Origin of the sequence: Rhodopirellula baltica SH 1, from assembly GCF_000196115.1 — a bacterium.
Classification (GTDB): Bacteria; Planctomycetota; Planctomycetia; order Pirellulales; family Pirellulaceae; genus Rhodopirellula; species Rhodopirellula baltica.
Window position 1 is genome coordinate 238,441 of record NC_005027.1, and the last position, 25,206, is coordinate 263,646.

General features: G+C 54.3%; 13 protein-coding genes. 9 read left to right on the top strand and 4 right to left on the bottom strand.

The window, feature by feature from the left end; translation table 11 throughout:
• Positions 1–10 precede the first annotated feature (10 nt).
• The 8 genes from RB_RS00985 to RB_RS01020 all read left to right on the top strand — a co-directional run bounded on the left by RB_RS00985 (position 11) and on the right by RB_RS01020 (position 12,902).
• Positions 11–3,106 carry an anti-phage-associated DUF499 domain-containing protein gene (locus tag RB_RS00985; protein ID WP_011117919.1) on the top strand — a complete coding sequence of 1,032 codons (3,096 nt, stop codon included), beginning with the start codon at positions 11–13 and terminating at the stop codon, positions 3,104–3,106.
• Positions 3,103–3,672, top strand: a complete 570-nt coding sequence (locus RB_RS00990; RefSeq protein ID WP_011117920.1) for an anti-phage-associated DUF3780 domain-containing protein — start codon at positions 3,103–3,105, stop codon at positions 3,670–3,672. The genes RB_RS00985 and RB_RS00990 overlap by 4 nt, the downstream gene beginning before the upstream one ends.
• A complete protein-coding gene (locus tag RB_RS28375) occupies positions 3,669–6,680 on the top strand; it encodes an anti-phage-associated DUF1156 domain-containing protein (protein ID WP_011117921.1) in 3,012 nt (1,003 codons plus the stop codon). Before RB_RS00990 ends, RB_RS28375 begins: the two co-directional genes overlap by 4 nt.
• A 107-nt stretch (positions 6,681–6,787) precedes the next feature.
• The gene (locus RB_RS01000; RefSeq protein ID WP_011117922.1) at positions 6,788–7,966 is read left to right on the top strand and encodes an AAA family ATPase; all 1,179 of its coding nucleotides are present in this window, start codon (positions 6,788–6,790) and stop codon (positions 7,964–7,966) included.
• Positions 7,963–8,637: a DUF4276 family protein gene (locus tag RB_RS01005; protein ID WP_011117923.1), complete on the top strand. Its 675-nt coding sequence runs from the start codon at positions 7,963–7,965 to the stop codon at positions 8,635–8,637. Before RB_RS01000 ends, RB_RS01005 begins: the two co-directional genes overlap by 4 nt.
• A gap of 5 nt (positions 8,638–8,642) precedes the next feature.
• Positions 8,643–11,348: a phospholipase D-like domain-containing anti-phage protein gene (locus RB_RS01010; protein WP_011117924.1), complete on the top strand. Its 2,706-nt coding sequence runs from the start codon at positions 8,643–8,645 to the stop codon at positions 11,346–11,348.
• Positions 11,349–11,360: 12 nt separating this feature from the next.
• Entirely contained in the window at positions 11,361–12,311 is a 951-nt protein-coding gene (locus RB_RS01015; RefSeq protein ID WP_011117925.1) for an ATP-binding protein, read from the top strand.
• A 51-nt stretch (positions 12,312–12,362) separates the two neighbouring features.
• Positions 12,363–12,902 (top strand): hypothetical protein, encoded by a 540-nt coding sequence (locus tag RB_RS01020; protein ID WP_011117926.1) that lies wholly within the window; start codon positions 12,363–12,365, stop codon positions 12,900–12,902.
• A gap of 1,113 nt (positions 12,903–14,015) precedes the next feature.
• On the opposite strand, the gene RB_RS28455 is transcribed toward RB_RS01020, so the two are convergent.
• The 4 genes from RB_RS28455 to RB_RS01040 form a co-directional block, all read right to left on the bottom strand.
• Complete coding sequence (locus RB_RS28455) at positions 14,016–14,270, bottom strand: DDE-type integrase/transposase/recombinase (RefSeq protein ID WP_164921308.1); 255 nt, start codon at positions 14,268–14,270, stop codon at positions 14,016–14,018.
• Between the two features lie 964 nt (positions 14,271–15,234).
• Positions 15,235–17,376 carry a DUF1583 domain-containing protein gene (locus RB_RS01030; protein WP_231846090.1) on the bottom strand — a complete coding sequence of 714 codons (2,142 nt, stop codon included), beginning with the start codon at positions 17,374–17,376 and terminating at the stop codon, positions 15,235–15,237.
• Positions 17,377–17,428: 52 nt separating this feature from the next.
• Positions 17,429–20,734, bottom strand: coding sequence for a DUF1583 domain-containing protein (locus RB_RS01035; RefSeq protein ID WP_011117936.1), 3,306 nt, complete (start codon positions 20,732–20,734; stop codon positions 17,429–17,431).
• 7 nt (positions 20,735–20,741) lie between these two features.
• Positions 20,742–24,110 (bottom strand): DUF1583 domain-containing protein, encoded by a 3,369-nt coding sequence (locus RB_RS01040; protein ID WP_231846091.1) that lies wholly within the window; start codon positions 24,108–24,110, stop codon positions 20,742–20,744.
• Positions 24,111–24,524: 414 nt separating this feature from the next.
• Between RB_RS01040 and RB_RS01045 the strand changes: the two genes are divergently transcribed.
• Positions 24,525–25,193 (top strand): RNA polymerase sigma factor, encoded by a 669-nt coding sequence (locus tag RB_RS01045; protein WP_007335091.1) that lies wholly within the window; start codon positions 24,525–24,527, stop codon positions 25,191–25,193.
• Positions 25,194–25,206: the final 13 nt, after the last annotated feature.

Here is a 25,206-nt window from a genome sequence, read left to right on the forward strand (position 1 = left end):
CGACACCTCAATGAAGACTGTCCGCGACGCCTGCGAGTTGCAGCCTAACGCCCTGAAAATTCAACTTAGCGATCAGGTCGAGCAGCTCGATGAACTGATCCAGACCGAAGGTGACGGCACCGCATTCTTCTCCAAGACATTCATCACCGACGGAATGCGGGATCTGATTGACGTCGGCATGTCTCGGCTGGCAGGCCAGTCCGGTGAAGCGATCTTCCACCTCAAGCAAGCGATGGGCGGCGGTAAAACGCACCTCTTAGTCGGCTTTGGATTGTTGGCGACCAACCCGGCACTTCGCAAGACCCACTGCAATGGGTCATCGGCCGCCGACGCTTTCGCCTGCGCCAACGTCGCCGCGTTCAACGGACGCAACAACCCCGACCATTTCTTTTGGGGTGAAATCGCACAACAACTCGGTAAAGCCGAGACTTTCAACAAGTATTGGGCCAACGGCCCCAAGGCTCCCGATGAGAAGGCATGGCTAGAGCTCCTCGACGGTGACGATCCAGTCTTGATCTTGCTCGACGAGATGCCGCCCTATTTCCAGTACTACGACACGCAAAGCGTTGGCAATGGTACCGTCGCCGATATCGTCACCCGCGCATTCGCCAACCTACTGACCGCGGCCGGAAAAAAGAAAAATGTTTGCATCGTCGTTTCCGATCTCGATGCCGCCTACGACACCGGTGGCAATCTGATTCAAAAAGCGTTGACCGATGCACGCAACGAGTTGGGCCGACAAGAACGCAGCATCACGCCGGTCGACCTATCGAACAACGAAATCTACGAAATCCTCCGCAAACGACTGTTTTCGTCGCTGCCCGATAGTGCCGAGGTCGACAACATTGCTGACGCGTTCGGACGGAAACTCGAAGAGGCCGCAAAGAGCAAAAGCGTCAATCGTGGTGCCGAAGCGATGGCCGACGAAATCTCCGCGACCTATCCCTTCCATCCGCAACTCAAGAATGTCATCGCACTGTTCAAGGAGAACGAGAACTTCCGACAAACACGCGGTCTGATTGAACTCGTCTCGCGTCTCTTGCGATCAGTGTGGGACCGGGACGCCAACGACGTGTTCTTGATCGGCCCTCAGCACTTCGATTTGTCGATCAAAGAAGTCCGCGAAAAATTGACCGAGATTTCCGGCTTCCGCGACGTCATCGCCAAAGACCTGTGGGACAAACAAAAGTCCGCGCACGCTCAAGTCATTGACCTGCAAAGCGGCCAAGAATCCGCGTCACAAGTCGGATCGTTGCTGCTGACCGCCAGCCTTTCCACGGCAGTCAACTCGGTCAAAGGACTGACCCTCGAAGAAATGGTCGAGTGCCTCGTGTCGCCATTGGGCGAGCCGGCCGAATTCCGCACCGCGTTTGAGGAACTCGAAAAGGTCGCTTGGTATTTGCACCATACCGGTGAAGGTCGCTACTACTTCGACCGTCAGGAGAACCTGACCAAGCTGTTGCAAAGCCTGGCCGAGAAAGCACCGCAAAATCAAATCGACGCGCTGATCGACAAACGGCTCAAGGAGATGTTCAAGCCGACCCGAAAGACCGTCTACGAAGAGGTTTTTCCGCTACCGAAGCTCGAAGACGTTGCCGATCGTGTTCGCAAAGGACGTGTGCTGTTAATTGTCAGTCCCGACTCGAAAATTCCGCCCGAAGATGTCCAGAAATTTTTTGACGGACTAACGCGGAAGAATAACCTTTGCATTCTGACTGGCGACAAGTCCGCGATGGGCAGCATCGACAAAGCCGCCCGTCAGTTTTACGCAGCCGGCGTTGCCGACACACGTATTCCCGAAGGCCATCCACAGCGAAAAGACCTTGAGGACAAACAACAGTCATATGAGCAGGATTTCAACAGCACGATCTTGAACCTGTTCGACAAAGTCCTGTTCCCGATCCAGCGCAGCGGTCAACCACCCAAGCTCGTTCACAAGGCACTCGAAACAGCTCGCGATACCAGCCAGCCTTTCGACGGCGAAGAGCAGATCGAAAAGACGCTCACGTCGAATCCCATCAAATTGTTTCTCGACATCGAAGCTGATTTCGACGCGATCCGCGACAAGGCTCAAGACTTGTTGTGGAACGAGGGACAAGACGAAGCTCGTTGGGCAGACGTTGTGGAACGATCAGCAGAGAAGTCCGGCATGTGCTGGCTCGTGCCGAGGGGACTCGAAAGCCTGAAGTCACTCGCCTGCAATCGTGGACTCTGGGAAGACCTGGGCAATGGCTACATCACCAAATCCCCAAAAAAGAAACAAACGTCCGCGCAAGTGACGCCCGAGAGCGAGCCCAACGACGAAGGCATGGTGCGCTTGCGGATTTCAGCACTCAACGCCGGAGCCGCCGCCCGGATTCACTATGCCGAAGATGGTCCGGTCAGTGAAAAGAGTCCCGTGCTGCAGGACACCTACTTCGACACCAAGGCGATGAAGGTGAATCTTCTGGTCGCCGATCCATCGGGGATGTACGAGACCGGTGATCCTGTCATTTGGCCAAACAAGCTGGTGTTGCGAACCGAAGAGATCGGGACCGGCGATGGCCGCAAGGTTGCCTTATACGTTGCGCCGCGGGGGACGATTCGCTACACAACCAACGGCAGCGAACCCCGTGATGGCACGCCCTACACGGAACCCTTTGACATCGAGGACGGCGATGTACTGGTGCGCGCGTTTGCGGAAGTTGACGACTATCCAGACATTTTTGCCAAGAGAGATTTCCCGTTCCCTGCCGTCGGGAAAACGGGCGTTCAGATTGATGATGTCAAACCAGGCATCATGATCTCCCGCACCGGTCGCAAGCTTGACTCACGAGGCAAGGTGTTCGACGGCTTGAGCCACGCGGCCGAAAAGAAAGTCACCTTTGAAGGTGTTCAACTGACGATTGGTCAAGGCAGCCAAGTCATCGCAGTCACGATCGGCGAAGTATCCACCGAAGCCGACTTCATCGAAAAGCTACTAACTCAAGTACTGACCAAATTCCCAGACGACACACCGGTAACCATGTCGTTCCGCAAAGGACGGTTTTCATCCGGCCATGACTTAAAAGACTTTGCAGCCAAGTTAGGTATTGAACTTAAAACCGAAGACATCGAGCAAGGATGAGCAAAAAAGCCAAGACCGTTGATTTTGGAGCCCCCGACACGTTCGGGGCACACTTGTTTCGTGTCGAGATTCCGTCTTCACGCAGCGAGTCGATTTTGATTGTCGAGGATTATGGCTACGGTGGCATGGAGAACGGATCACCGCAAGACGAAGAGCGGGTGATTTTGAAACGAGCGGCCTGGTCCGCGATCTCGGCTGCGGCGCGTACCGAGTTCAACACCCGGCTCAAAACCGCCAAGGTCACCACGGGCCGTTGGCATTCGGGCACGAACCTAGTAGATCGCTTGCTCGGTAAAGAGCTTTGCGTGTTAGCCTGGGCCGCCGAAACGGCCAACGTGGATCAATTGCCGGTGGTCTGTGTCAAATGGGCCGCCTTACGACCAGAAGAAAGATGGTGGTTGTTCGCGATGACCGTTGCCGAAGCGGGACTTCCGGACGACACGCAACGAGGATGGCGGCGGGCGCTCTATCACGCACTTTCCGACGGCGAGAAACCCAACCCGGCCAAGAGGCGTCGTCGCCCGACCGAACGCACCCTGATGCCATTGTTCAAGGAAGCTGAATGAGCACCAATAAGATCGTCCCCTTTTCACTCAAAGATGCGCCGTCGCTGATCGAGAAACTGCTTCCCGTGCAAAAGCTGTCGGCGGAATCGTACAAGGAGCAAATGGCCGGGAGCGGAAAAACGCTCACCGCTTTGGGAAGCTACTGGAAAGGTCGCAAACCGCTCATTCTCAACAAGGCCTGCATACTCGGTTGCTTGCTGCCAGCGACGGACGATCCCAAGCGTGACTTGGAGATTTTTGAGATGTTGATGGCCATGGATGACGAATCGTTTGTTGCGAGATGGAAGCGACGCTATCGTCCGAAAGAGATTCTTGAAAAACTCCCACTCGACAATGTCAGAGATCTCTTCACGAGTGAACCTGAAGGCGTTTTACCAGAGTCCTCGCCGATCAACTGGTCTGAGGATGAATACGAGGGTGTCCGCGTGCAATGGCGTGATGAAGTTTCTGAACTATCACGCCGTAGAATTGAAAAGCGGCTTCTTCCAGCGACGGTCTATAGAGAACGGGTGCATGTCGCGCTCCGCCCAGAAGAGGTCGGCGAAGAAGTGCACGAACACATCTGGTCTTTTGTTAACTCTCATTTAGGGACAACAGCCGCGTCATTCCCAGAACTGACCGAGCAGCTCGGAGTAATGCGATTTGGCAATCGTCCCCGCTTTGCAGACACGTTTAGTGGCTCAGGACAAATACCTTTTGAGGCATTGAGGCTCGGTTGTGATGTACATGCTTCCGACTTGAACCCGATTGCGTGCATCCTATCATGGGCTGCACTTAACGTAGTTGGAGGCAACCTGGAAAGTCGCGATAGGCTCGTGCACAACCAGCAAAAACTTATTAGAGAAGTGCAGCGGATAATCGACGACCTGGGCATCGAAATTGACGGAGATGGATGGACAGCAAAAGCATTTCTTTACTGTCTTGAAGTGAGATGCCCTCAAAGTGGTTGGTTGGTCCCGCTTCTTCCATCGCGCGTGGTAAGCCGAGGAAAAAAAGCAGTCGCACGATTAGTCCCTGACTTTGCTAGCAAGCGATACGACATAGAGATTGTTTCGAATGTAGAAGATGATGAACTGAACGCAGCTGCGATCGGGACCGTCCATTCCGGGGGACGTGGACAAGAATCATTTATGGTTCATTGCCCCGAAAACTTGGAGTATCGCACGAAAATACCCACCATTCGCGGCGATTACCGGACTACAGATGGCGAGAAGGGAAACAAGCTGCGGCAATGGGCAAAGGAAGACTTTCAGCCGCGCAGTGATGACATATTTCAAGAACGCTTATATGCAATTTTTTGGATGAAACGTAAGTCATCTGGCAAGCGATATGACTTTGAGTTTCGTGGAATTGGAAACGACGACATTCAACGCGAGCAGACCGTAGTTGAATATGTCCGTAGTCGAATTAGCAAGTGGCAGGGCGAAGGGAGGGTGCCTGACAGCAGGATTGAGCCTGGTGAGAAAACGGACGAACCAATCCGAACTCGTGGGTGGACCCATTGGCATCACCTCTTCAACCCAAGGCAGCTTCTGGTTTGCGCGTTAATCAAGGAGCACGCTGTCGGGAGCCAGATCCCAAGTGTCGCGAATTTCTTGAACTACAACAGCAAGCTTTGTCGCTGGGATTCGAATCCTGGACCGGGTCGAGTAGGCAAGTCACAAGGCGTATTTGACAATCAGGCGTTGAACACGCTTTACACATACGCTTGCCGATCGTTTGGTTGGTCGAAAGAGTTCTTTTCCTCGGACTACAAAACTTTTCCAACTGAATTGGGGCACATTGTCAAAGCTGAAAGCGCGGATCAGCTGTCAACCGATCATGACATTTTCGTAACTGACCCGCCTTATGGTGACGCCGTCAAGTACGAGGAAATCCTTGAATTCTTCATTGCCTGGCTTCGCAAGAATCCACCCGCCGAATTCGCCGATTGGGTCTGGGACAGTCGGCGGTCGATGGCGATCAAGGGCGAGGATGAGGACTTTCGTCGCGGGATGGTCGCTGCTTACAAACGGATGACTGAGTGCATGCCCGATTACGGCATTCAAGTCATCATGTTCACGCACCAATCCGGTTCGATATGGGCCGACATGGCCAACATCGTCTGGGCCTCTGGGTTGCAGGTCACCGCCGCTTGGTACGTCGTCACCGAAACTGAAAGCGCTTTGCGGGATGGCAATAACGTCAAAGGCACGGTGTTGCTGGTGTGTCGCAAACGACTGGGCAAACACAAGACGACTCGTGATGAGTTGGCGTGGGAAATCGAAGAAGAGGTTCAGTCGCAGGTCGAATCGCTGACGGGATTGAACCAACAGGCCAAGGGCTTGTACCGCGACGAGAATGTTTTTGAAGATGCCGACATTCAAATGGCCGGCTACGCCGCCGCCCTGCGAGTGCTAACTCGATACTCGACGATCGACGGACGCGACATGGCCAGCGAATCCATCCGCCCGCGTGTCAAAGGGGAAGTCACGTTCGTGGATGATTTGATCGGCTACGCGGTCAACACGGCCAATCAATGCTTGGTACCGCAAGGCGTCTCGAAATCGCACTGGGACAAGCTGTCCGGTGCGGAGCGGTTTTACTTGAAGATGATCGACATGGAGGCACGTGGTTTCAACTCAATCGACAATTACCAGAACTTCGCCAAAGCGTTTAAGGTGAAAAACTTCCAAGCTTTGATGGCGAGCCAACGCGCGAAGTCAGCTCGACTGAAGAGTGCCGTCGAATTCGCTCGAGCCGAAATGGGCGAAGGATCGGAGTTGCATCAATCGGTGTTGCGGGCGGTTTTGTACGGCGTCATGGAGTTGACCGGTGACGTCGAGACCGACGACGTGCTGAGCCATCTGACCATGAACGTGCCGAACTGGTTTGGTGACATGAACGGACGCGAGATGGCCAAGGAATTCGCCGACTACCTGGCCAAACGGCTCGAAGAACTTCGTCCCGAGGAAGCGGCCTCGGCTCGGGTGCTGCGTGATTTGATCCGGAACCAACGGATCGGATAGGGGATTGTCGTGTAGCTGATGGGATCAGCTAAGGGATGGTGGTGGAGTAGAATAATTCAATGTAAGCGAAATGATGAGAAGATCATCAACCGAAACGGTACCAAACCATGATCCATGAAATACGCATTCAGAACTTCAAAAGCATTCAAGATGTGACGGTCGAGTTTTCGGACGTGACCGTCCTGGTCGGGCGTAGCGGAACGGGCAAATCGAACTTCGTCGAAGCGGTGCGGTTTCTGCGTGATTTGCTGAGGGGGCAACCCGGTGGTTCCGGCGGTGGTATGGGCGGCGTCTTTGGGGGTGGCCAGAATCCATTTGCTCTGATGCGACCTCTTCCCATGACGGAAGCACCAACCAGATTCGAAATATGTTTCTCTGTTCGCAGCTCGAAAGAGAGATACCGTTACCTTTTAGACCTCGGAAAGTCGCCAGAACAGGGGCGGTTTGGAGAAGAGAAGCTGCTGCTTGGTGACACGATCCTGTATCACCAATCTAGCGACAAGAACGCCATGGCCTGGATCCAGGAACCGCGTCTGGTGGATATTCCGAAGCCGGGCGGCATCGCATTAGGCCGAATGCCATCGTTATCTGATGTGGTTGTTGCGTACGCTGCGTTGACTGAAGGCATCGGCTGCTACACGTTTCCCAATAGCGTGATGCTCATCGGTGCACCGGCGGAAGCGGGGCAATCGGGGTTTCAGGATTCAGGTGCCAATTACCTGGATACGATGAAGAAGATAGTCAGCAATTTTCAAGACGCTTCGGCTCGCCAACGAATCGTGAAGTCGCTGCAACGCGTCAACGAAGGTGTCTCATCGGTCGAATTGAATGATCTTCGGCAACCTCAATATGCGATCGTCGGACATCTGTTCAACGACAAAACACTTGAACTGAAGTTGTCTCAGGAATCCGAGGGCTTCCGTCGCTTCTACGCCCACCTGTTGGCGCTGTACCAACAGCCGCCCAAGTTGGCGATGCTGTTTGAGCACCCTGAGGATGCAGTCCACCCCGGTGCCTTCTCACTGCTGGCCGAAGAGTTCTTAGCGGCACCGATGGAAGGACGTGGCCAAGTGATTTTGACAACTCACAGTCCTGGATTGCTGGACCGATTCACGGCGTCGCAAATTCGGGTCGTTGAAAAGGAAGGATTTTATACGCAGATCGGACCTCTCTCCGAGGAGCAACGGGCGGCTTTGGAAGAGAGATTGACCGATCCGGGAGAATTACTGACCGTTGATCCGGCACGACGGCAGGGAACGTCTGCTGTTGAGGTGGTTGGCGAATGAAGAAGATCGTTTCATTCGTTGAAGGTGAGGGCGACGCGGAGGCCGTCCCGTTTCTGCTGCGCAAGATCCTGAGCAGCCAACAAGCTTTTGACGCCGTTTCGATTGATCCATCGCCATTTCGCATCGGGCAAGTCAACAAGCTACGTAAGAACGGCTTCCGAGACTGGCACAACAAAATTCGTGCTGCGATGAAGCAACCGAATGTGGGCGGAATTCTGTTGCTACTCGATGGAGACGTCGACCTGAAGAACAAGCAACCGTTTTGCGCGATGACGGTTGCGAGGGAGCTTGCCGCGGAGGCTCTTAAGGTCGGTGCTGGCGCGACCTTTTCGGTGGCATGTGTATTCGCGTGTCTGGAATTCGAGTCTTGGTTGATTGCGGCGGCGCCGGGGATGGGGACTTTGCCCGATGGACGCGAATTGAGGCTACCGGATTCGTTACCGCCAAACCCGGAAGAAGCGCCACGGGCCGCCAAGGCGTGGCTCAACACGGTGCTTCCTGGCGGCTATCGGGCAACGACGGACCAATCAGTCTTGACCAAAGCGATTGACTTGGAGGTGTTGCGCGCCGCGAACCTGCGTTCCTTTCGACGCTTGGAGAATGCTCTCGCTGAACTGGTGGCAGCGGTGCGAACCGGGAACCATGTCGCTAGCCCCATGATCGGCGACTGAACTCCATGTCTGATATTTATCGTTTTTCATCGCGTCGCGAGCGATTAGACCATGCGTTTCTCGCTAAGCGATTGCAGAGTGCCAAGTCGTACAAACGAATCGCAGGATATTTCCGGAGTTCAATTTTTGAATTGGTTGGCGAACAAATTTCGTCGATTCCGAAGGTTCAGATCATTTGCAATAGTGAACTGGATGCCGCCGATGTGGTGATCTCGAAACACGTACGAGATACGGCATTGAAGGAACGATGGAATGAAGCTCCATCGGAAGTCGAGGCCCTGTTGCACCGAGACCGGTACCGGCAATTGCATTCTTTATTGACTTCAGGACAAGTGGAGATCCGGGTCGTTCCCAAGCACCATGTGTTCATTCACGGCAAGGCGGGCGTGATCGAGGCGGGAGACGGATCAAAGACTTGCTTTCTTGGCTCGATCAATGAAACGAAGAGTGCGTTTGCACACAATTACGAGATCCTGTGGGAGGATCGGTCGGCAGAGGGCGTGGCGTGGGTTGAGGAAGAGTTCGATGCGCTTTGGTCGGACGCGTACCCGCTGCCTGACGCGATCATCGAGGAGGTGAAACGGGTTGCCGATCGTATCGAAATCCGTTTCGAGGATGTGAAGACTCAAGAGTTGCCGGGTGCGGCGCTTGCGGAGAGTCCGATCTATCGCGGCGGCGAACAACTGCAACCATGGCAGCGATCGTTCGTGACGATGTTCTTGGAGCATCGCGAGATCTACGGGAAGGCGAGATTGCTATTGGCCGATGAAGTCGGTGTGGGCAAGACGCTATCGATGGCGGCTAGTGCGATGGTCGCGGCATTGCTGGGCGATGGGCCGGTGCTGATATTGTGTCCGTCGACGTTGACGCAGCAATGGCAAGTTGAGTTGCAGGACAAGCTCGGAGTTCCAAGCGCGGTTTGGTTGTCGAACAAGAAGTGCTGGAGTGATCCCAAGGGGCATGTGATCAAAACACGAGGTCCGGAAGACGTCGTGCGATGCCCGTTCCACATCGCCATCGTGTCGACAGGCTTGCTCGTTCACCAGACACGGGAGCGAGAGTTATTGCTGGAGCGTAAATACGGGACGCTGATCCTTGACGAGGCTCACAAGGCTCGACGGGGTGGTGGCGTCGGGCCGAAGAGCGGGCAGCCGAACAACCTGCTGGACTTCATGCTGAAGATCGGGCCGAAGGTTCGCAACATGATTTTGGGAACTGCGACACCGATTCAGACCGAGGTTCAAGAAGTCTGGGATCTAATGAGCATCTTGAACAAGGGTGCCGACTTTGTTCTGGGGCGTGAGCTTTACGGATGCTGGGCTGATTTTCAGCGATCGCTTCCGGTCGTGAAGGGCGATGAGGTGCCGGAAACCGAACAGGATGCGTGGGAGTGGCTTCGCAATCCGTTGCCACCAGCGAAAGAAGATGCGTTGTTCGCAACGCTGCGGATGGGCTTGAGTTTACCCGATAACAAATTCTTCACAGACCGTGGGTTCGGATCGCTTGAGTATTTGGAACAGCAAGCAGTCAGCCAGTCGCTAGAACCGGGGTTCTTGCAGCAACACAATCCGATCGTTCGTCACACGGTTCTTCGTCGCCGGCAAACGCTTGAGGAAGCTGGACTGATGGAAAGAGTCGGTGTGGACGTTCATCCCGATCCAGACGCACCCGCAACGTCCTACGCCGGCGTTGGTTTCAACGGTTTGGGATTGATGACGAACCATCCGTTTGATTTGGCCTACGAAGCGGCGGATGCCTACACGGTCGAACTGAAAAAACGCACCAAAGCGGCTGGTTTCATGAAATCGTTGTTGCTGCAACGGATATGCTCGAGCTTTGCGTCAGGCGAATCAACTGCACGCAAGATGCTCCGCCAGGAAGTCGCGGATGAAGAAGAGCAACCGATGTTGATCGAACAGACGCTTCAAAACACAACTGATAAGGAAGCCGAGTATCTGAACACGATCATCGAAGAGCTTTCGCGTGAAGAGGCTCGCGATCCGAAGTTGACCGCGATTCGGTATTTCCTGACTCAGCATCGCACGGAGGGGAAAACTTGGTTGGAACATGGTTGCATCGTCTTTAGCCAGTACTACGACACGGCGTTCTCGGTCGCGCGAGAACTGGCGTTGGTACTGCGTGATGAACCGGTTGGTGTCTACGCGGGAGCCGGAAAAAGTGGATTGTTTCGCAACGGGGATTTTGCCAACGTCGAGCGTGAAGAGCTTAAGCATGCTGTGAAGAAACGGGAACTTCGCTTACTCGTCGCAACTGACGCCGCCTGTGAGGGGCTGAATCTGCAAACGCTTGGCACGTTGATCAATGTCGACTTGCCCTGGAACCCGTCACGTTTGGAACAGCGTCTTGGTCGCATTAAACGCTTCAACCAAGCAAGGCGGACGGTCGACATGCTGAACTTGGTCTATCACGACACACAAGACGAGCGAGTTTACCAGGTGCTTTCACGGCGGATGAAGGACCGCTATGACATCTTCGGCGGTTTGCCTGACACAATCGACGACGGCTGGATTGAAGATATTGAACAGCTCGAAGGCAAAATGGACGAGTACATCCACCTTCGCAAAAAAGCACGTGATGTTTTCGAGATGCGATACCAAGACACTGTCGACGCCGACGCGAATCGCTGGGAGACTTGTTCCCGAGTCTTATCACGCCACGATGTCGTTGATCGTTTGTCCGAGCCCTGGTAAAGGAGTAGCACCATGATTGATTGGGCCAATACCACGACCGATGATTTTCTGCAAAGCGTTCCGCTAGCCGAAGATGATCGCTGGGAGTTTAAAAGCGCGATGTTTCTCGAACGATCTAATAAAGGCGAGTTTCAGAAAGAATTGTCAAAACAAGTGTCAGCTCTTGCAAATTCAGGTGGCGGTAATCTCGTCTTTGGATTGAGCGACAGTAGAGTTCTTGAGCCGTGCGAACAACGTGTTGGTCGTCAGCCGATGAAGGATTACCTCGCAACGCTTGTCGAGCAGTCTGTAGAGTATCCGCTGCGGCAATTCAAAGTCCACCGAATCCCGTTCACAGGCGACGATTCCAACAGCGTGTTTGTCGTTGAGGTCGATGACAGTTTGGCAGCGCCAGACCAAGCGAAGTCGGATAGGGTCTACTACTACCGAATTGACGGGCACACAAAGCCAGCCCCTCATTTTTACGTTGAATTGTTACGGCAACGAGAGACTCGTGCGGTCTTGGAAATTCAATGCGTGGAATATCACGTGGAAAAGTTCCTCGGAACCGAAACCGGTATCGTTGAAGTTTTGATGGTGCTTCCTATTCGCAATGTCTCGTTTCAATCGGCAACGAGTTGGGGTGTGCTCATCGAACACACAAGACAAGACGATTCGTGGGAAATCCGTCCTACTGGAGAGAAACTCGACGAGGCGAGATGTTTCATGGGTTCTCCCACACCTTTGTTGCCGCAAGCTTCCACCCGACTTTGCATTCCACTTCGTGGACGTGCGTACGATCAAGCGGGAGCATTGGCGGCAGTACAGAAATTGTGGAAAAGCGTTGGTTTTTCGTTTCGACCGGTGACGCAAAACCACGTCGGTCAACCGATCGCCTTCGGCGACTGGCCGGATCGAATCAAGACTGCGGTTGCGATGAGAGAGCTTGACGAACAATTGAGCGCCGTCTTACCGCGAGATTGACTTCCAGGAAACAACACTGTCATACGAATTTCAATACTCGGAGTTACGCCCATGCTGATGCCGCGACTGAGCGAAGCGGACCCAGCGGAATCGGCGGAGGGTTCGATTGATCCTTTGGGGATGTATCCGATTGCCGATGCGTTGGCCTCGCGGATGGTGCCGGGGGTGCGGGAGCGGCAAACGCTTCCGCGATTCCTAACCACGATTGCGGTGTCGCTTTCGTTGTGCAGTGTTTTTGATGAGGACACGGTCGCCGATGATGGGGTGAGCGAACCTTGGCAGGTGTTTGAATGGTATGTCGTCGAAGGTTTGGCTCGGGCGACGAGCGATCCGAAGTTGCTGCGTGGCTTGCCGGGGCGTGACAAGGCAGACAAAGCGAAAGCCGCAGGCGACTGTCGGAGCGACGTTATCTCAAGGGAGCAAGAACTTTCGATTTTCACGGTATCTACCGAGCGCTGGCCAAGGAAATCGGGATCGAAACGTCGGGGCGACTTGGTGATGCCGGCTATGAGGTGCTGTTGGCTTGGGTATCCGAACCAAACGATGCGTGCTCGGTCGACTCGATGCCAATTCGGAAAAGATGCTTGGTGATCGAGATGTGCAATTGAATGCCGACTACCTGAATGGTCTGAACAAAGCCGAACGATGTGTTCATCGGTTCACGATCTCGCGTGGTCAGGAGTTTGTCGAGACGGCGGAGAAAACGATTCACGCTTTGGCTCGAGACGAGTGGGGAGGATTGAACTCAGGTGGCGAGTTGTTGGCGGCAATCGTGGTGCCTAACGAACCCGCCACCGCAAAGGTGCTGAAACTTGCAAGCGGTGGGTGGCGAAGCGTGGCTACGCCCTGGCGCTCGATTGTTACTAGAGCCTTGCCCCGCGCCTCGCCTACTTGCCTGTCACGGCACTTTGGTCGGCGACTACGTAACGATCATTGATGCTTTGAAAGATTTAAGACACGTCGACAAAATTGACTGATCCGTCAATTGACTCGCGATTGCTGCCAGAATCTCGTCGCAAACGGCATTGGGCGCCACTCTTCAACGAGACCAAATATCGGCGATGTCACCTACGAAGTCCAAACACTGACACGATATATATCGCGTTAGAGACAGAGGTGTGCTGCGGGGTCGCTGGGTCTGCGGCGTGGTAACGAGGTTCGCTAAGATGCATCCGTGGATGGCGAAATGGTTCATCCTACGGACGGATTCGCGGAAGGTTTTCAAGGCATGACTCCGGTGCGCCAAAGTCGTTTGCGAGCAATGGTACTTACTGCTAAGTTGCATTTGTCAGGCGAAACGGAGTCAAGCTCTGCAGAGGTGCAACTCGACAAGGGATAGCCTGGCCGACGGTGCGCCAATGGCGTGACTTGTCCCCGGCGAACGAAGTTTCGTCGGGGACTTCTTTCGTCAATACCTGCGATAGCCCACGAATGACGGACACCTCGATTTTGATTTTAGACGGCAAGGTTAACCGTGTGTTCTGCCTTGAATTGGCTGAGTGATCTACACCCGAGCGTCTGATGAATCTTTCTTGAGTTTTAGAACATTTCGACGTCGCGAAACACACTCATCCAGGCTTCTTGAATATCGGCAAAGAATTCAAACTTGGTCCATTCATGTTTGAGTGATCGGAAGAAGCGTTCCTCCACTGCATTGTCGAATGCAAAATCCAATGCGGCTCATCAGACAAATGATGTCATTGTCTAGAGCATCTTCCGGAACTCCGAACTCGTGCATCGCCAGCCTCGAACACTGTGGTGGGGAAGTTCGCCAGTCGAAGGCCTTCGGTTTCCAATCGCTCGACGCAGGGCACTAGTGACCAGCGGAGTGGCCAGGCTCTTTGACACAGACCAGCCAACGATCTTGCGACTGAACAGGTCCGTTACGACGGCTAGGTAGCCCCAACCCGAGTCTGTCGGCAGGTAGGTACCAATCACGAAGCGATCGAGTCTCGACACCAACGGCTTCAGCGGCCGCCTCGAAGGAATAGTCTTGATGCGTCACGAGACTGACTGCCTCCTGCTTGAATTAATTGCTGAACGTTTGGCGAGTGTGTTTCTCTGACATAGAGGGGTACTGAAAACAGTTTGGAAAACTTTCCAGATGTCCGCCAGTCGTGGGCTATCGCAACCATTGGCGCACCGGAGAGATGCCTTAAAAAACCTTTCCAGCACGCAACCTCGTCCTTCAGATAGGAAGTGAATCCCGAATTTGTTTTGGGGAAACGATTCTCAATCCCGAATGCAGTTCCCGATGCATTCCAATCAAGACTCTGGAAGCGTGCGAACCGATCGAAACGTCTGATTCCCTGCAAATTGAGCAACGTTCGTTCCTGAATAAGCGTGACACAAGCGGAAACGACGCCGCATAAGTCGCACACCGCAACTCGCCGCGGAAGGTGAGCTATCGTCACACGACGTGTTCCGTTGAGTTGAAGAAGCCAACCCGGCTGGCATGCGCAAAGTTTGACACATTGAAACGGACAGATCCTGGGACCGAGCTCTGATACCACGTTGGGGCATGCTCGTCGGTTCTACGCTTCTGGGTATTTACCCAAAGTGATTCCGAGAATACCCGAAATGACTGCGTTTCATTGCGTCCGTCTGCGGGTATTTGCATTGGTCAATCTCGCGTGTAAACTGCCGTTTAGCCTATAAGCAAAAGCGTGATTCTTGGCTATCACGAGAGAAGCCTGTCGATCCGGAGGTTGCGGGTTCGAGTCCCGTCCGCGTCGCTTTTAAAAAGCCCTGCTGTTTCAGCCGGGCTTTTTTTATGCGCGGCCGCAACGCCCTCCGGCGTCACCCGTAGCCGGATTCGCCAAGAATTCGGCTCCAGCCTCCCCGGATTTGACCCAAGACACGATCGAGCCCACATCGATCGCGTCCACGATGATTGAGCCAGCTTTCGACGGTGGCAGCCGGATCAGCGATCGATGGTTGCGACGGGGTTGGCGAGAAATTCTTCGGGAACGGCTTCTGGCCATTCACCCTTCATCACGACGTTTTGAATCTTCGCCGGTGCGCCGCGGCTAGATCGATACAGCCCGAATTGAGTGCTGGCGCCGGGTTCGAGATCGCGTTGATACACGAGCTCTTCATTCAGATGGACCAACGCCTTCCCGTCAGAAAGCTCGACGCGAACATCGTTGTACGCATTCGATTTGAGCGGCAAAGATCGCGGACCGCGACGGCTGAGTGGTTCCAGTGCGGTGTTGTCCATTGGCAACGTCGTCCAGTCGTTTCCGCCTGTCGTCAGCCACCGGACTCGCATACCAGTCGGTTCGAGCAAGAACGCCATTCGCCCAACGGCCGGATGAACGATGGAAGCGTCTTCGCCAAAGAAAAATTGATAGGCAATTGATTCGCCATCCAACAGAGGTCGCTGGTATTGCAACAGCCCGGGTTGCTCCGCTTCGTCCGCGTTTTCCTTTGCCGTGCCAAGCAGCACGCCCGACTGCACTTGCCAATCCAGCTCTCTCGCGTTTGGTGCGGTATCCTCTGGCGAGGGCTCAAACACTGCGCCAGCGATTTGGTTTCGAAACGGAGGTTGAACTTCGTCATAAAAACTGGATTGCCAACCTCGAAGCTCATCACCGGCAATCAAGCTGACTTGTCGAGGAATGATGGGCTCGCCGGTCAGCATCACATTGCGAAACACTGGTCGCTTGGTGCCCGAACTTCGCAGACCGATCCAGGGACTCGTTTGTGCGATCTCGTCGTCGAACCAAATCGGATGGAGGTTGGATTCGAACTGACTGGTTTGTTTCGTCGATCGAATGGAGACTCGGTTGAAGACAGGCTGCGATCCAGTACGAGCGAACGGGGAATGCCGATTGACGCGTTGTTGCGAGTCGGCATCCCAAACCGAAAGCGTTGTGTTGCGACCGGTCGCTTGAAAGTGAAGCCCGCCATAGACCAGCCCACCGTCGGTGCCAATGGAACCGCCAGATTGCGTTTCGCAGATGAAGTCAAATTCACCGGTCAACGGGAATCGACAGAACAGCACATCGGCGGTTCCTCCTGCCACGTGCAAGACATGTCGCTCGTGAGTCAGCCACATGCCATCCCTCTGTCCGCGTTGAATGTCTTTGGAGGTTTGGACGGTCGCGGGAACCCAAAACTTCATCGGGTTCTCGAACAACGTCGCCGGTGGCGATTCACCGCGATGACTTTGAACGGCGACCGCGTGTGCGATCCGCAGGAAAGGACGCATCCCGATCGAGCGTTCATCCACGGCACGGTCCACCAACGAGGCCAAGTGAGCTTCCGCGGCCGCTTGGGTACTGTCGTGCAGCATCGCCGCCGCCGCGATTGCCGCGACGGTCATGTCTCGCGATGTCAGCGGCGTGGATTCAACGGGCAATGCTGCCTGAGCTTCGAGAAAGGACTTTGCCATGTCGAGATCGCCGCGACTGCCCAACAATTGGGCCAACACCAACAACTCTTCTGCTCCCGACACGTTCTGTTCGTGCAATTCCTCCAGCGTGATTCGCAGGCGAGGCAGTCGCCCCAATTCATTTGCGGCCTGAACCAACGTCCATCCGCTGCAAAAAAAACCTTCCACCGGTCCGACCGAAGCGACGGCAAACGTGTTGTCTCGAGGACGTTCACCGATCGAGCGAGCGAAGACCTTGGGCGGGGCGTCGGTTGGGACAGGCGTCGAGAGCACTCGCACTCGCTTGCGTTGCTCGGTCGGCAACGTCCACTCCTCCAGCCATTCATATTGCTGATCGCTGCTTGATTGCACCAGCGCCCGATTCAAGGCTGCCGCTGCCGAGGGCAAGTCGCTGTAAAGCATGTCGGAAATCGTCAGCGAACTCGCGGACTCATCGAGCTTTTGCAATGCCGCCTCTGGATTGCGGTCTCGTAATGCCGGCAACACGAGTTCAGAGTAAGAGGGCTTTGATTTCGCGACGGATGCCTGCCCAAACAAATCCGTCAATCGCGTCAGTCCATCTTGTGCCGCACAGTGAGAGGGGCATGGGATCACGCAAAGGAAAGCTGTTACGCCAACACATGCGAGCGAGATCCATTGCGATGCGAATTTGATTTGCCGTGAACACATTGTCGAGTTCATTTGAAAGTGACGGGGCGGGATGAGAATCATGGAGTGTCTATCAGCGGAAAAAATTGCGAAGCGAATCGAAAATACTGGGGGCTCGCGATTCCGGCTTTGCAGGAACCGGCTGCCCCATCACTGGAGCGGCGAGAGTGATACCGGCCGCTCTCACGTGGATTGATTTCAGCAAGACTTCGGATGAGCGTCCGGCCCCACCGGTATGCAAAACAACGCGAACTCGTCTTGGATCGATGGGTTGCTCGGAGACACGAACCGTCCCCAGCAGCAACGACTGCTGATCATCTTCCCGTCCCGCGATGCAGAAGCATCGATCACCGCGTCGAACGATGCGAAGGTAGTCCGGGTTATCAAGTGGTTGGCTTCCGATGATGCGATAGATCGATTTGCCGTCGCTGAGAACCCGGGACATCGCTCGGCTGGCGACCGTTCCAGAATCCGATTTATTCATCATCGCATTGACTTGGGTGCTGTCGTCGTCACTCCATTCGATTTGCAGATACAACTGCGTCTGCTGCCCTTGAACAGGCGTCTCCAAATGGACAGCATCAAAATAGAAAGCGATGTCGAAATCACCTTCGATCAGATGTTGCAGCGAGACTCCCGCACTTGTCCATTCATCCGTCCCCGGGGCGATGACCTTCACCCCGGATGGTGACCGGTGCCATGCACCCCAGTGATAAATTGCGTTCGGATCCTCAGCCGCCTTGGTGAAGTCATGCTCCAACGTGAAAGGCAGACGATCCCGTTGCTGATCTAACGAAGCCAAAGACGCTTCGTGGTCAATTTCACTCACTCCTTCCAAGCGTTCGGCACGGACCTGAAACTCGGTGAACCTCGCGTTGACTCGCCCATCGGGACCTTGAATTTGAACTCCGAACTGAATGCTCATCGGCTTCAAATCTTCTTTGACAAACTCTTCTTCGCCAATCAGATAGAAGTAATCGGAGTCGCCATCGGCGGCCAAGTAGAACACTTTGTCACCACGTCGTGACAAACGCAGACGTCCAGCGTCGCCATCGCACGGAATCTTGCCAAAATAGTGACGGCGTTGCTCCCCGTTGACCGTCGCCATTCTCAGACACTGCATCATTTGGTCGTTGCCGCGGTCGTTGACCCACTGAATCAACGCGGTGTCTTCCGCGGGCGTGTCTGCGACCACGTGCATTCGGATGCTGCCGATCTTTTCCTTCTGTGATTCACATTGAAGTTGATCGTAGGTGACGGTGATGTCAAAGTCGCCACCGACTCGAACGTCAGGAGCCATCAAGGTCCCCCGGTAACCGGCATCACTGGTTTGATTGAGCACCACTCCTTCGTCGGTCGCCATCAGCGTTTTTGCGGGATCACCTTCGATCTGTAAGAAACGGCCTCCCACCATCGCATCTCGATCGATGCGATAACTCAATTCCTGACCAGGTTCGCTCGCCGTCCAATCCAGTTTCCCTTCGAAATCACCCGCCAACTGCTGCTCGTCTATCTCGGGCAGTTCCTTGGGCCAATCGCCACTCCAACGCGCGTTCCGAACTCGCAAAGCGGACTGATCGGCGAAGTGAAACAGTCCAAAGCAGGGGGACAGAGAATTGCTTTCGATCTTCGACTCGTGAATCGTTTGACCATTTAGACGCAAAACAACTTCGTCGCCACGACGTTGAAGTTGCATTTGGTTCCAAGCTTTGACTTGCAACGGAACCGGCGGCGAGTCCTTGGCACTGACACGTCGCTCATTGTCCGGACGCAAGCCACTTTTGTCGTAGCGTCCATCGGTCAACTGATGCTCACTCACCCCGTTTTCACGAATGAGGTAACACGTCCGTCCCAAGGCAGGGTGAGCCGCCGATTGATCACCGTCGTACCAAAACTCGTATTCGATCACACCGTCTTCCACCATCGGACGGATGTACCGCAGAAGATGCTCGACATGACTGCCTCGAGGCAGATACGCAATTTGCGGGTCAGTGATCTCGGTGATCAATCCTGCTGATAAATCTTGAACTCGATAGGCCGACCAATTTGCGAGTTGATTGGAACGATTGCCTGGATCTTGGTAGTAATCGTACCAACCCAACAGTTCGGCGGACTCGACCATTTCAATGCGGTCTGGAATGATCGGATCGCCCGTGATCCGAAGATTGTCGACGCCACCTTGGACGCGATAGTTTGTCCGTACCGCAATCCACGGGTAGGCAGAATCGCCCAATGGTTGACGGTGGATTTCGCGTCCATTGATGGATGTCACGACCTCGCCATCTCGCACCTGGGCCCGCGTCCGCAAAATTCCGTAGCGATGCGTGTCGGTGAGTTCCTCGCCAATGCTTGTCCGCCCTAGCTCCTGACGAACGTTGCCCACCATGTTCTGAGTGTGGTTGTAAACCAACCCTGCGTAGTAGCCACCGACCAACAAATGAGCCTCGCGATATCCGAATCCGGTTGCCATCGCGTCGACGGTGTATTCGCCGTGCAGTGGCGACTGAAAGAACAGAAAATCGTCGCCGTAGTTGGACTGATTTCGATACTGGCCTTGGACAACGGATGGATTGGGATAAGGGAATGCGTTGCCGTGATCAAAGGCACGTTCAAGACTTCCCATGAACCATTGCGGCGATCCTTCCATCGCGCTTCCCACCTCTTCGGGCTCACTCAAGCGAACCTGAGCGGCAACGAGGTGACGAATCCAAGCGGGGCGATCGTATTCTTTTCGGTAAGCAAGCGTTGTGAACAAAACCAGCTCACGAATGGCGGTTGTTGACGGCTTCGATTGAACCGCTTTCTCAGCCAACAACACGATCCCATCCCGCGAACGATCTAGCAACGCGCTGACCGGGCGGACGAGATTGAGCAGTTCATCCACGCCTTTCTCCACCGCCGCCACGTCGTTCTTTTCCAACGCGATCAGAACACTCATCACCAACTGATCGCATCGATCCTCTGGCGTCGTCGCGGCGAACTGATTGATGTCTTTTGAAAGCGAATCAAGCTGATTCGATTGCCCCGCCAAGCGAATCAGTTGCAATGCGGGTGAGATGACCGCGGGATGCTCTGGTTGGTCATCATCGACGTGTCCGAAATCAGCGGTGATGCGAAGACGCGGCGAGTTTGGCCCAGGAATCACCCATGACTTCAAATATTGCAGACGTTCGGTCGGTTCGAGACCTTCCGCGTGCTCGCAAACCATCGTTCCTGATTCCGAGACATGATGGTCATCAAAAATCCAAGCGAATGCTCCCGCATCCGACCGAGCGGCATCATCAGCTTGCGACGGTTGGTTCGCATTCGCGAGCATCCAAAACGCGACCAGCACGGAGACGCTTTTCAAAACACGTTGATTCTTTAGATCGTTCATCATGCCAGCTTCAGCGAAACAAGTTGCGAATGGAGTTGTAAATTCGCGAAGGCACGCCGTCCTGAGTCGGGCTTTCCGCTGTCTCGTCTTTCACAGGCATCACCATGATTGGAGCGGCTATCGGATTCGTTGCCGGCGTGGTTGGATCGGTGTGGATCGTCATACGCTTTAGCAGAGCTCGCATCTCACCGTTATTCAAACCGCCGATGAACCAAGTCTCCGCCCTGGTGGCGACGGTCTTGCGTTTCAGTTTGTAAGTCGCGACCAAATTTTCTTCTTCTGTACCGTCAGCTCGATACAGATAGTACAGAGTCTGATCCTTCAGCGCGATCCTCAACTGATCGGGCATCTGGATGGTTAGATCTCGTAGTGGCTGATAGACCGTTTCCCCATCCCGATTGCGTCCCACAATTCGTGGTCGCAATTCGATTCTTCCATCGGGTTTATAGCGTACGAGGAGAGTCGCTTCGGTGATGGTCGTTTGCGTGGGAGCAATTTCTTCGGTCCCAATGTCCAATAAATGCAAACCAATCACCGCCTCGGTGGTCATGCCGCGTTCACGATTGCCAACTGCTTTGACGATCGAGAACTCCGATTGAAAATCAGCCGTCAACGTTTGCCACAACGGTTTAAGAATCGCGATTCTTTCGGCCGTCTCGATGCCGCCCAATGCTGTGAACAAAAGCCCATCGCTCGTTTCGGCAATGCTTTCAACAGGACCATCCACAACGATCCAATCACCGTCGTCCATTCCCTGCTTCGACAGATTGAGATCCAAAGCACGCATGCCACGCCGAGCTTGGTTGATTTCTTCAAGCATTTCGGGAGTATCCGTCAATTGCAGATCCACCGTCTCTGCTCGAATGCGAAGGTCCGTCCAGGTCCCGCTGACACTCATTCCATTGCCGCCCACGCTGTAGTTATAAAAACCAAATGGTGGAACCGGGCCCAGCGGAATTCCCGTCGAACCAATCAGGTGAAACTGTGACGAGTCACCTTGAGCGAACAAGCCGTAGATCGTTCCGCCTCGCCGGACCAGACGCAATCGCCCGGAAGTCGAAAGCTCACGCCGCGTCCAACCACGAACCCACTTGTAGCCTCCACCCAGGTTTTTCTTGTTGTGCGCGAAGGCAATGTCATGCAGACCATTGATTCGGTCTCGACGAATGCAGACATCCAAACAATCGCGATGCCCGTTGTCCAGCTGGACGGTCATCCCGAGTCCGCAGTGCCAAGTTGGTTCCTCATCGCCAATCTGCAGGTCTTTGAATCCATACGTGATCTCGAAATCGCCATCGATGGTACCGTTCAACCGGACCGCGACTTTGTCGGAAGGCGTTGCTCGCACCATATGAATGCCATCGGGCAATGAGAACAATCGATCCGCCCGCCCATCGACATCGAACAATTCTGCTGGGACACCATTTGCAAAATCATGTTCGAAGTGTTCGGGCAGCTTTTCGGCGGCCGCTTCCAATTCCTTTACCAAGCTGGACGCGAGTTTCTGTTCCGACACCTCCGACAATGAGTCATGCCAATCGCCGCTCAGACGAAGATTGCGAACCACCGCGCGAGTTTGATCGCGATAGTGGAACAAACCGAACGTCCGTGACTCATTGCCACTGACCTGTTCTTTCGCAATGACTTTCCCATTGAGCAATACGACGACGCGGTCGCCCTTGAACCACAGCTCGACCCGATTCCAACCTTCCACCATGTCGGGCTTCCCACCGCTTTCCAACCTCATTCTGTTGTCGGGACGAAGCGGCGTCTGTTGATGCATCCCATCGGTGGTTTGATGAAACGATACACCGGTGGAATCGATCAAAAACGCTTTCCTGCCGACACAAGGGAACACGTCAGCCGACATTGCGTCGTGCAAGAACTCGTATTCAATACGTGCATCCCAAACGATGGGCCGGACATAGTACAACAGTTCCTCTTCATTGGAACCAAACCATTCGCCGGTCCGGTCGCTCACTAAAGTGAACACACCGTCCTCGGCTTGGATGCTCCAATTCCCCAGCCCGTTGTTCGTATCCGCGTTGTAGTAACTGGCCCAACCTCTCAACGAGACGTCGCTCAGTAAATCGATCGTTGGAGGCGTCTCCGGACTTCCCGCGATTCGCAGATCGGCGATGTGCCCCTTTGAACGACGCCAACCGCGGATGCCCACCCACGGTGCCGATGCAATGTGCGTCGATTCGGTATGGGTCAGATAGCCATTGAAGAAGTGTTCGACTTGTCCGTCTGAACTGCTCGCCCGCAACAGGCTTTCGCCGCCCAGCGGTTCGATCGGTTTCGAAACCGGCACCTCCCAATTCCCCTTGGCAAAGCTGCCCACAGAAGAAACGGCACGCGAATCGGATGGGCTCACGGCAACTCCACCAACCATAAGCTCACTGAAGGCGCCGTTATGGGTGGCGACTTTCGCGACAGCTTCAAAATCCCCCAGCAAAGGACTGCGATAGACGAGGTAGTCCAGTTCGTGCCCAGAGACCTTCTCCACACCTTGATCATGCATGGCAAAGCGTGGCAAAACGTTTCCGCGTCCGTGAGACGAAGCATCCACTCGGCTAAAAACATCAAACGACTCGGGAACACTCGTCATCGATTCATGCGACCGTGCGGAACAATATCCCAACAACAAACACAGGTAGTCCGCGGTCAGGTCCAGATTTGCATCGGGGATGTAGTCCCGAAGACCAGAGAACGCACCAAAGAGATCTTCGATCACTAAATCGGTCGTCGATGGATTCTCAGCCGCCGCCCAAAGAATGATCAAATCTTCCCACCACAAATCGGCAGCGTTGGGATCTTGCCAATGTCGGTTCTTAGCGAATCGCTCGATCAAATGATGCCGCACACCGTTCAGGTCCGACTCAGCGATTGTTAGCAATGTCACCATCGCTTCCTTCGCCCGGACCTGGTCATTGCCAGCTGGATTCCATTCCGCAATTCGTTTTTTCAGTTCCGGTTCCCGCCCCAACTCCACCGACAAATGGACCAATTCACGAGCGGGACAGTGGATCCATTCGGTTTCCGGATATTCCGACAACGGAATCCAGTCTCTCGCCGCGACGTCAGCGGTAGCTCCTGCGGGCCGAGCAATCGAGCCTCCAAGACGTAGTCCGTGGCCATTGCCCGGCAAGACCCATTTCGACAGTTCTTCGTACCGCTGAGGCGGATCCAGATCATCCATTCGTGCCAGAAACTGGACCGCGTTGTCTTGAATCGCGTTTTCACCAAACAAGTGATTCAGAGCCACCGAATCATCCTTCACCAATTCTTCAGCCAGTGGCGTGTCCGCGATGCAAACGTTGAGGCTCACCATTAGACCAACAACGCACGCGGACAGACGACAAGCGGTCTGAAGCAAGCTTTTCGAATCAACAGAATGTGTTTCAAATTGCATTGGGTCTCGCGCGGCCAGGCTTCATCGATAGTCCCCCACTTACAGAATGTCGCCGCACGCGAATGGATCACACGCAGAAATTCTCAAAAAATGCCCTCTTGGTTCGCGAAGCTCCGGAAGCGACAAATTCATCCAATTGATTTATAGCGGAACGAAAGAGCCGAGGGCATTTTCAACCGGTTTGTGTCGTTCTTCTTCGAACTTGATTGGGCATCGCAAATGATCCGGCGCACTTGCCTCCGCTATGATGGATCCTCCTCGGAAGCAGTTTTCAAGTTTTTTGATTGTTTCTGCGCGTGAATTCTCGACCAGGTTCGACTTACCTCTGAATGCTGGTGGACCGCGGGTCCGTGATCCTGCCGATTGGCGAGACCGATTTTGAATAATGCTGAACTTATCGAAGGACTGCGAAATCGTGAGCCAAGTGCTGCACAGTATCTGAACGATTGCTTTGTGCCATCGATCTGGCGGTTTGTTTATTGCCGCGTGGATCGTGACGCGCACTTGGCAGAAGACATCGTCGCGGAGGCTGTGTTGGCGTTGATGTCAGCAGCGGTCTCGGACACCGACATCGAAAATCCGGGCGGATGGTTGAGAACCGTCGCTCACCGACGCATTCAAGATCATTACCGAGCCGCCGCTCGTGTTCGGCATTTGATGGAAGACGCTCAACATCAAGGTGAGCCGACTGACGACAACGATCCCGCCACTCAGCACGATCAAAAGATGCGACGCGAAAGTGTTCGTGAAGCAATTGACACTTTGCCAGAACATTACCGGCAAACGCTCGAATGGAAATACGTGGACCAAATCAGCGTCAAGGTCATCGCCGAGCGTTTGGACACGACCGAAAAAAGTGTGCAAGGAACTTTGTTCCGAGCCCGCCAAGCTCTGCGTGATCAATTGAAAACCGAGCAAATCGTCCCGCCTCAAACCAAGTGTTCGGGGCCGGACAAAGAGACTTCACGCCCAACTCAATCAGACGATTCTCCATCCCTGACATCGCCGACACCTCCGAAACAGGTATCGGCTTGGTTCTTCCTGTAAAGACGAAGCCAGG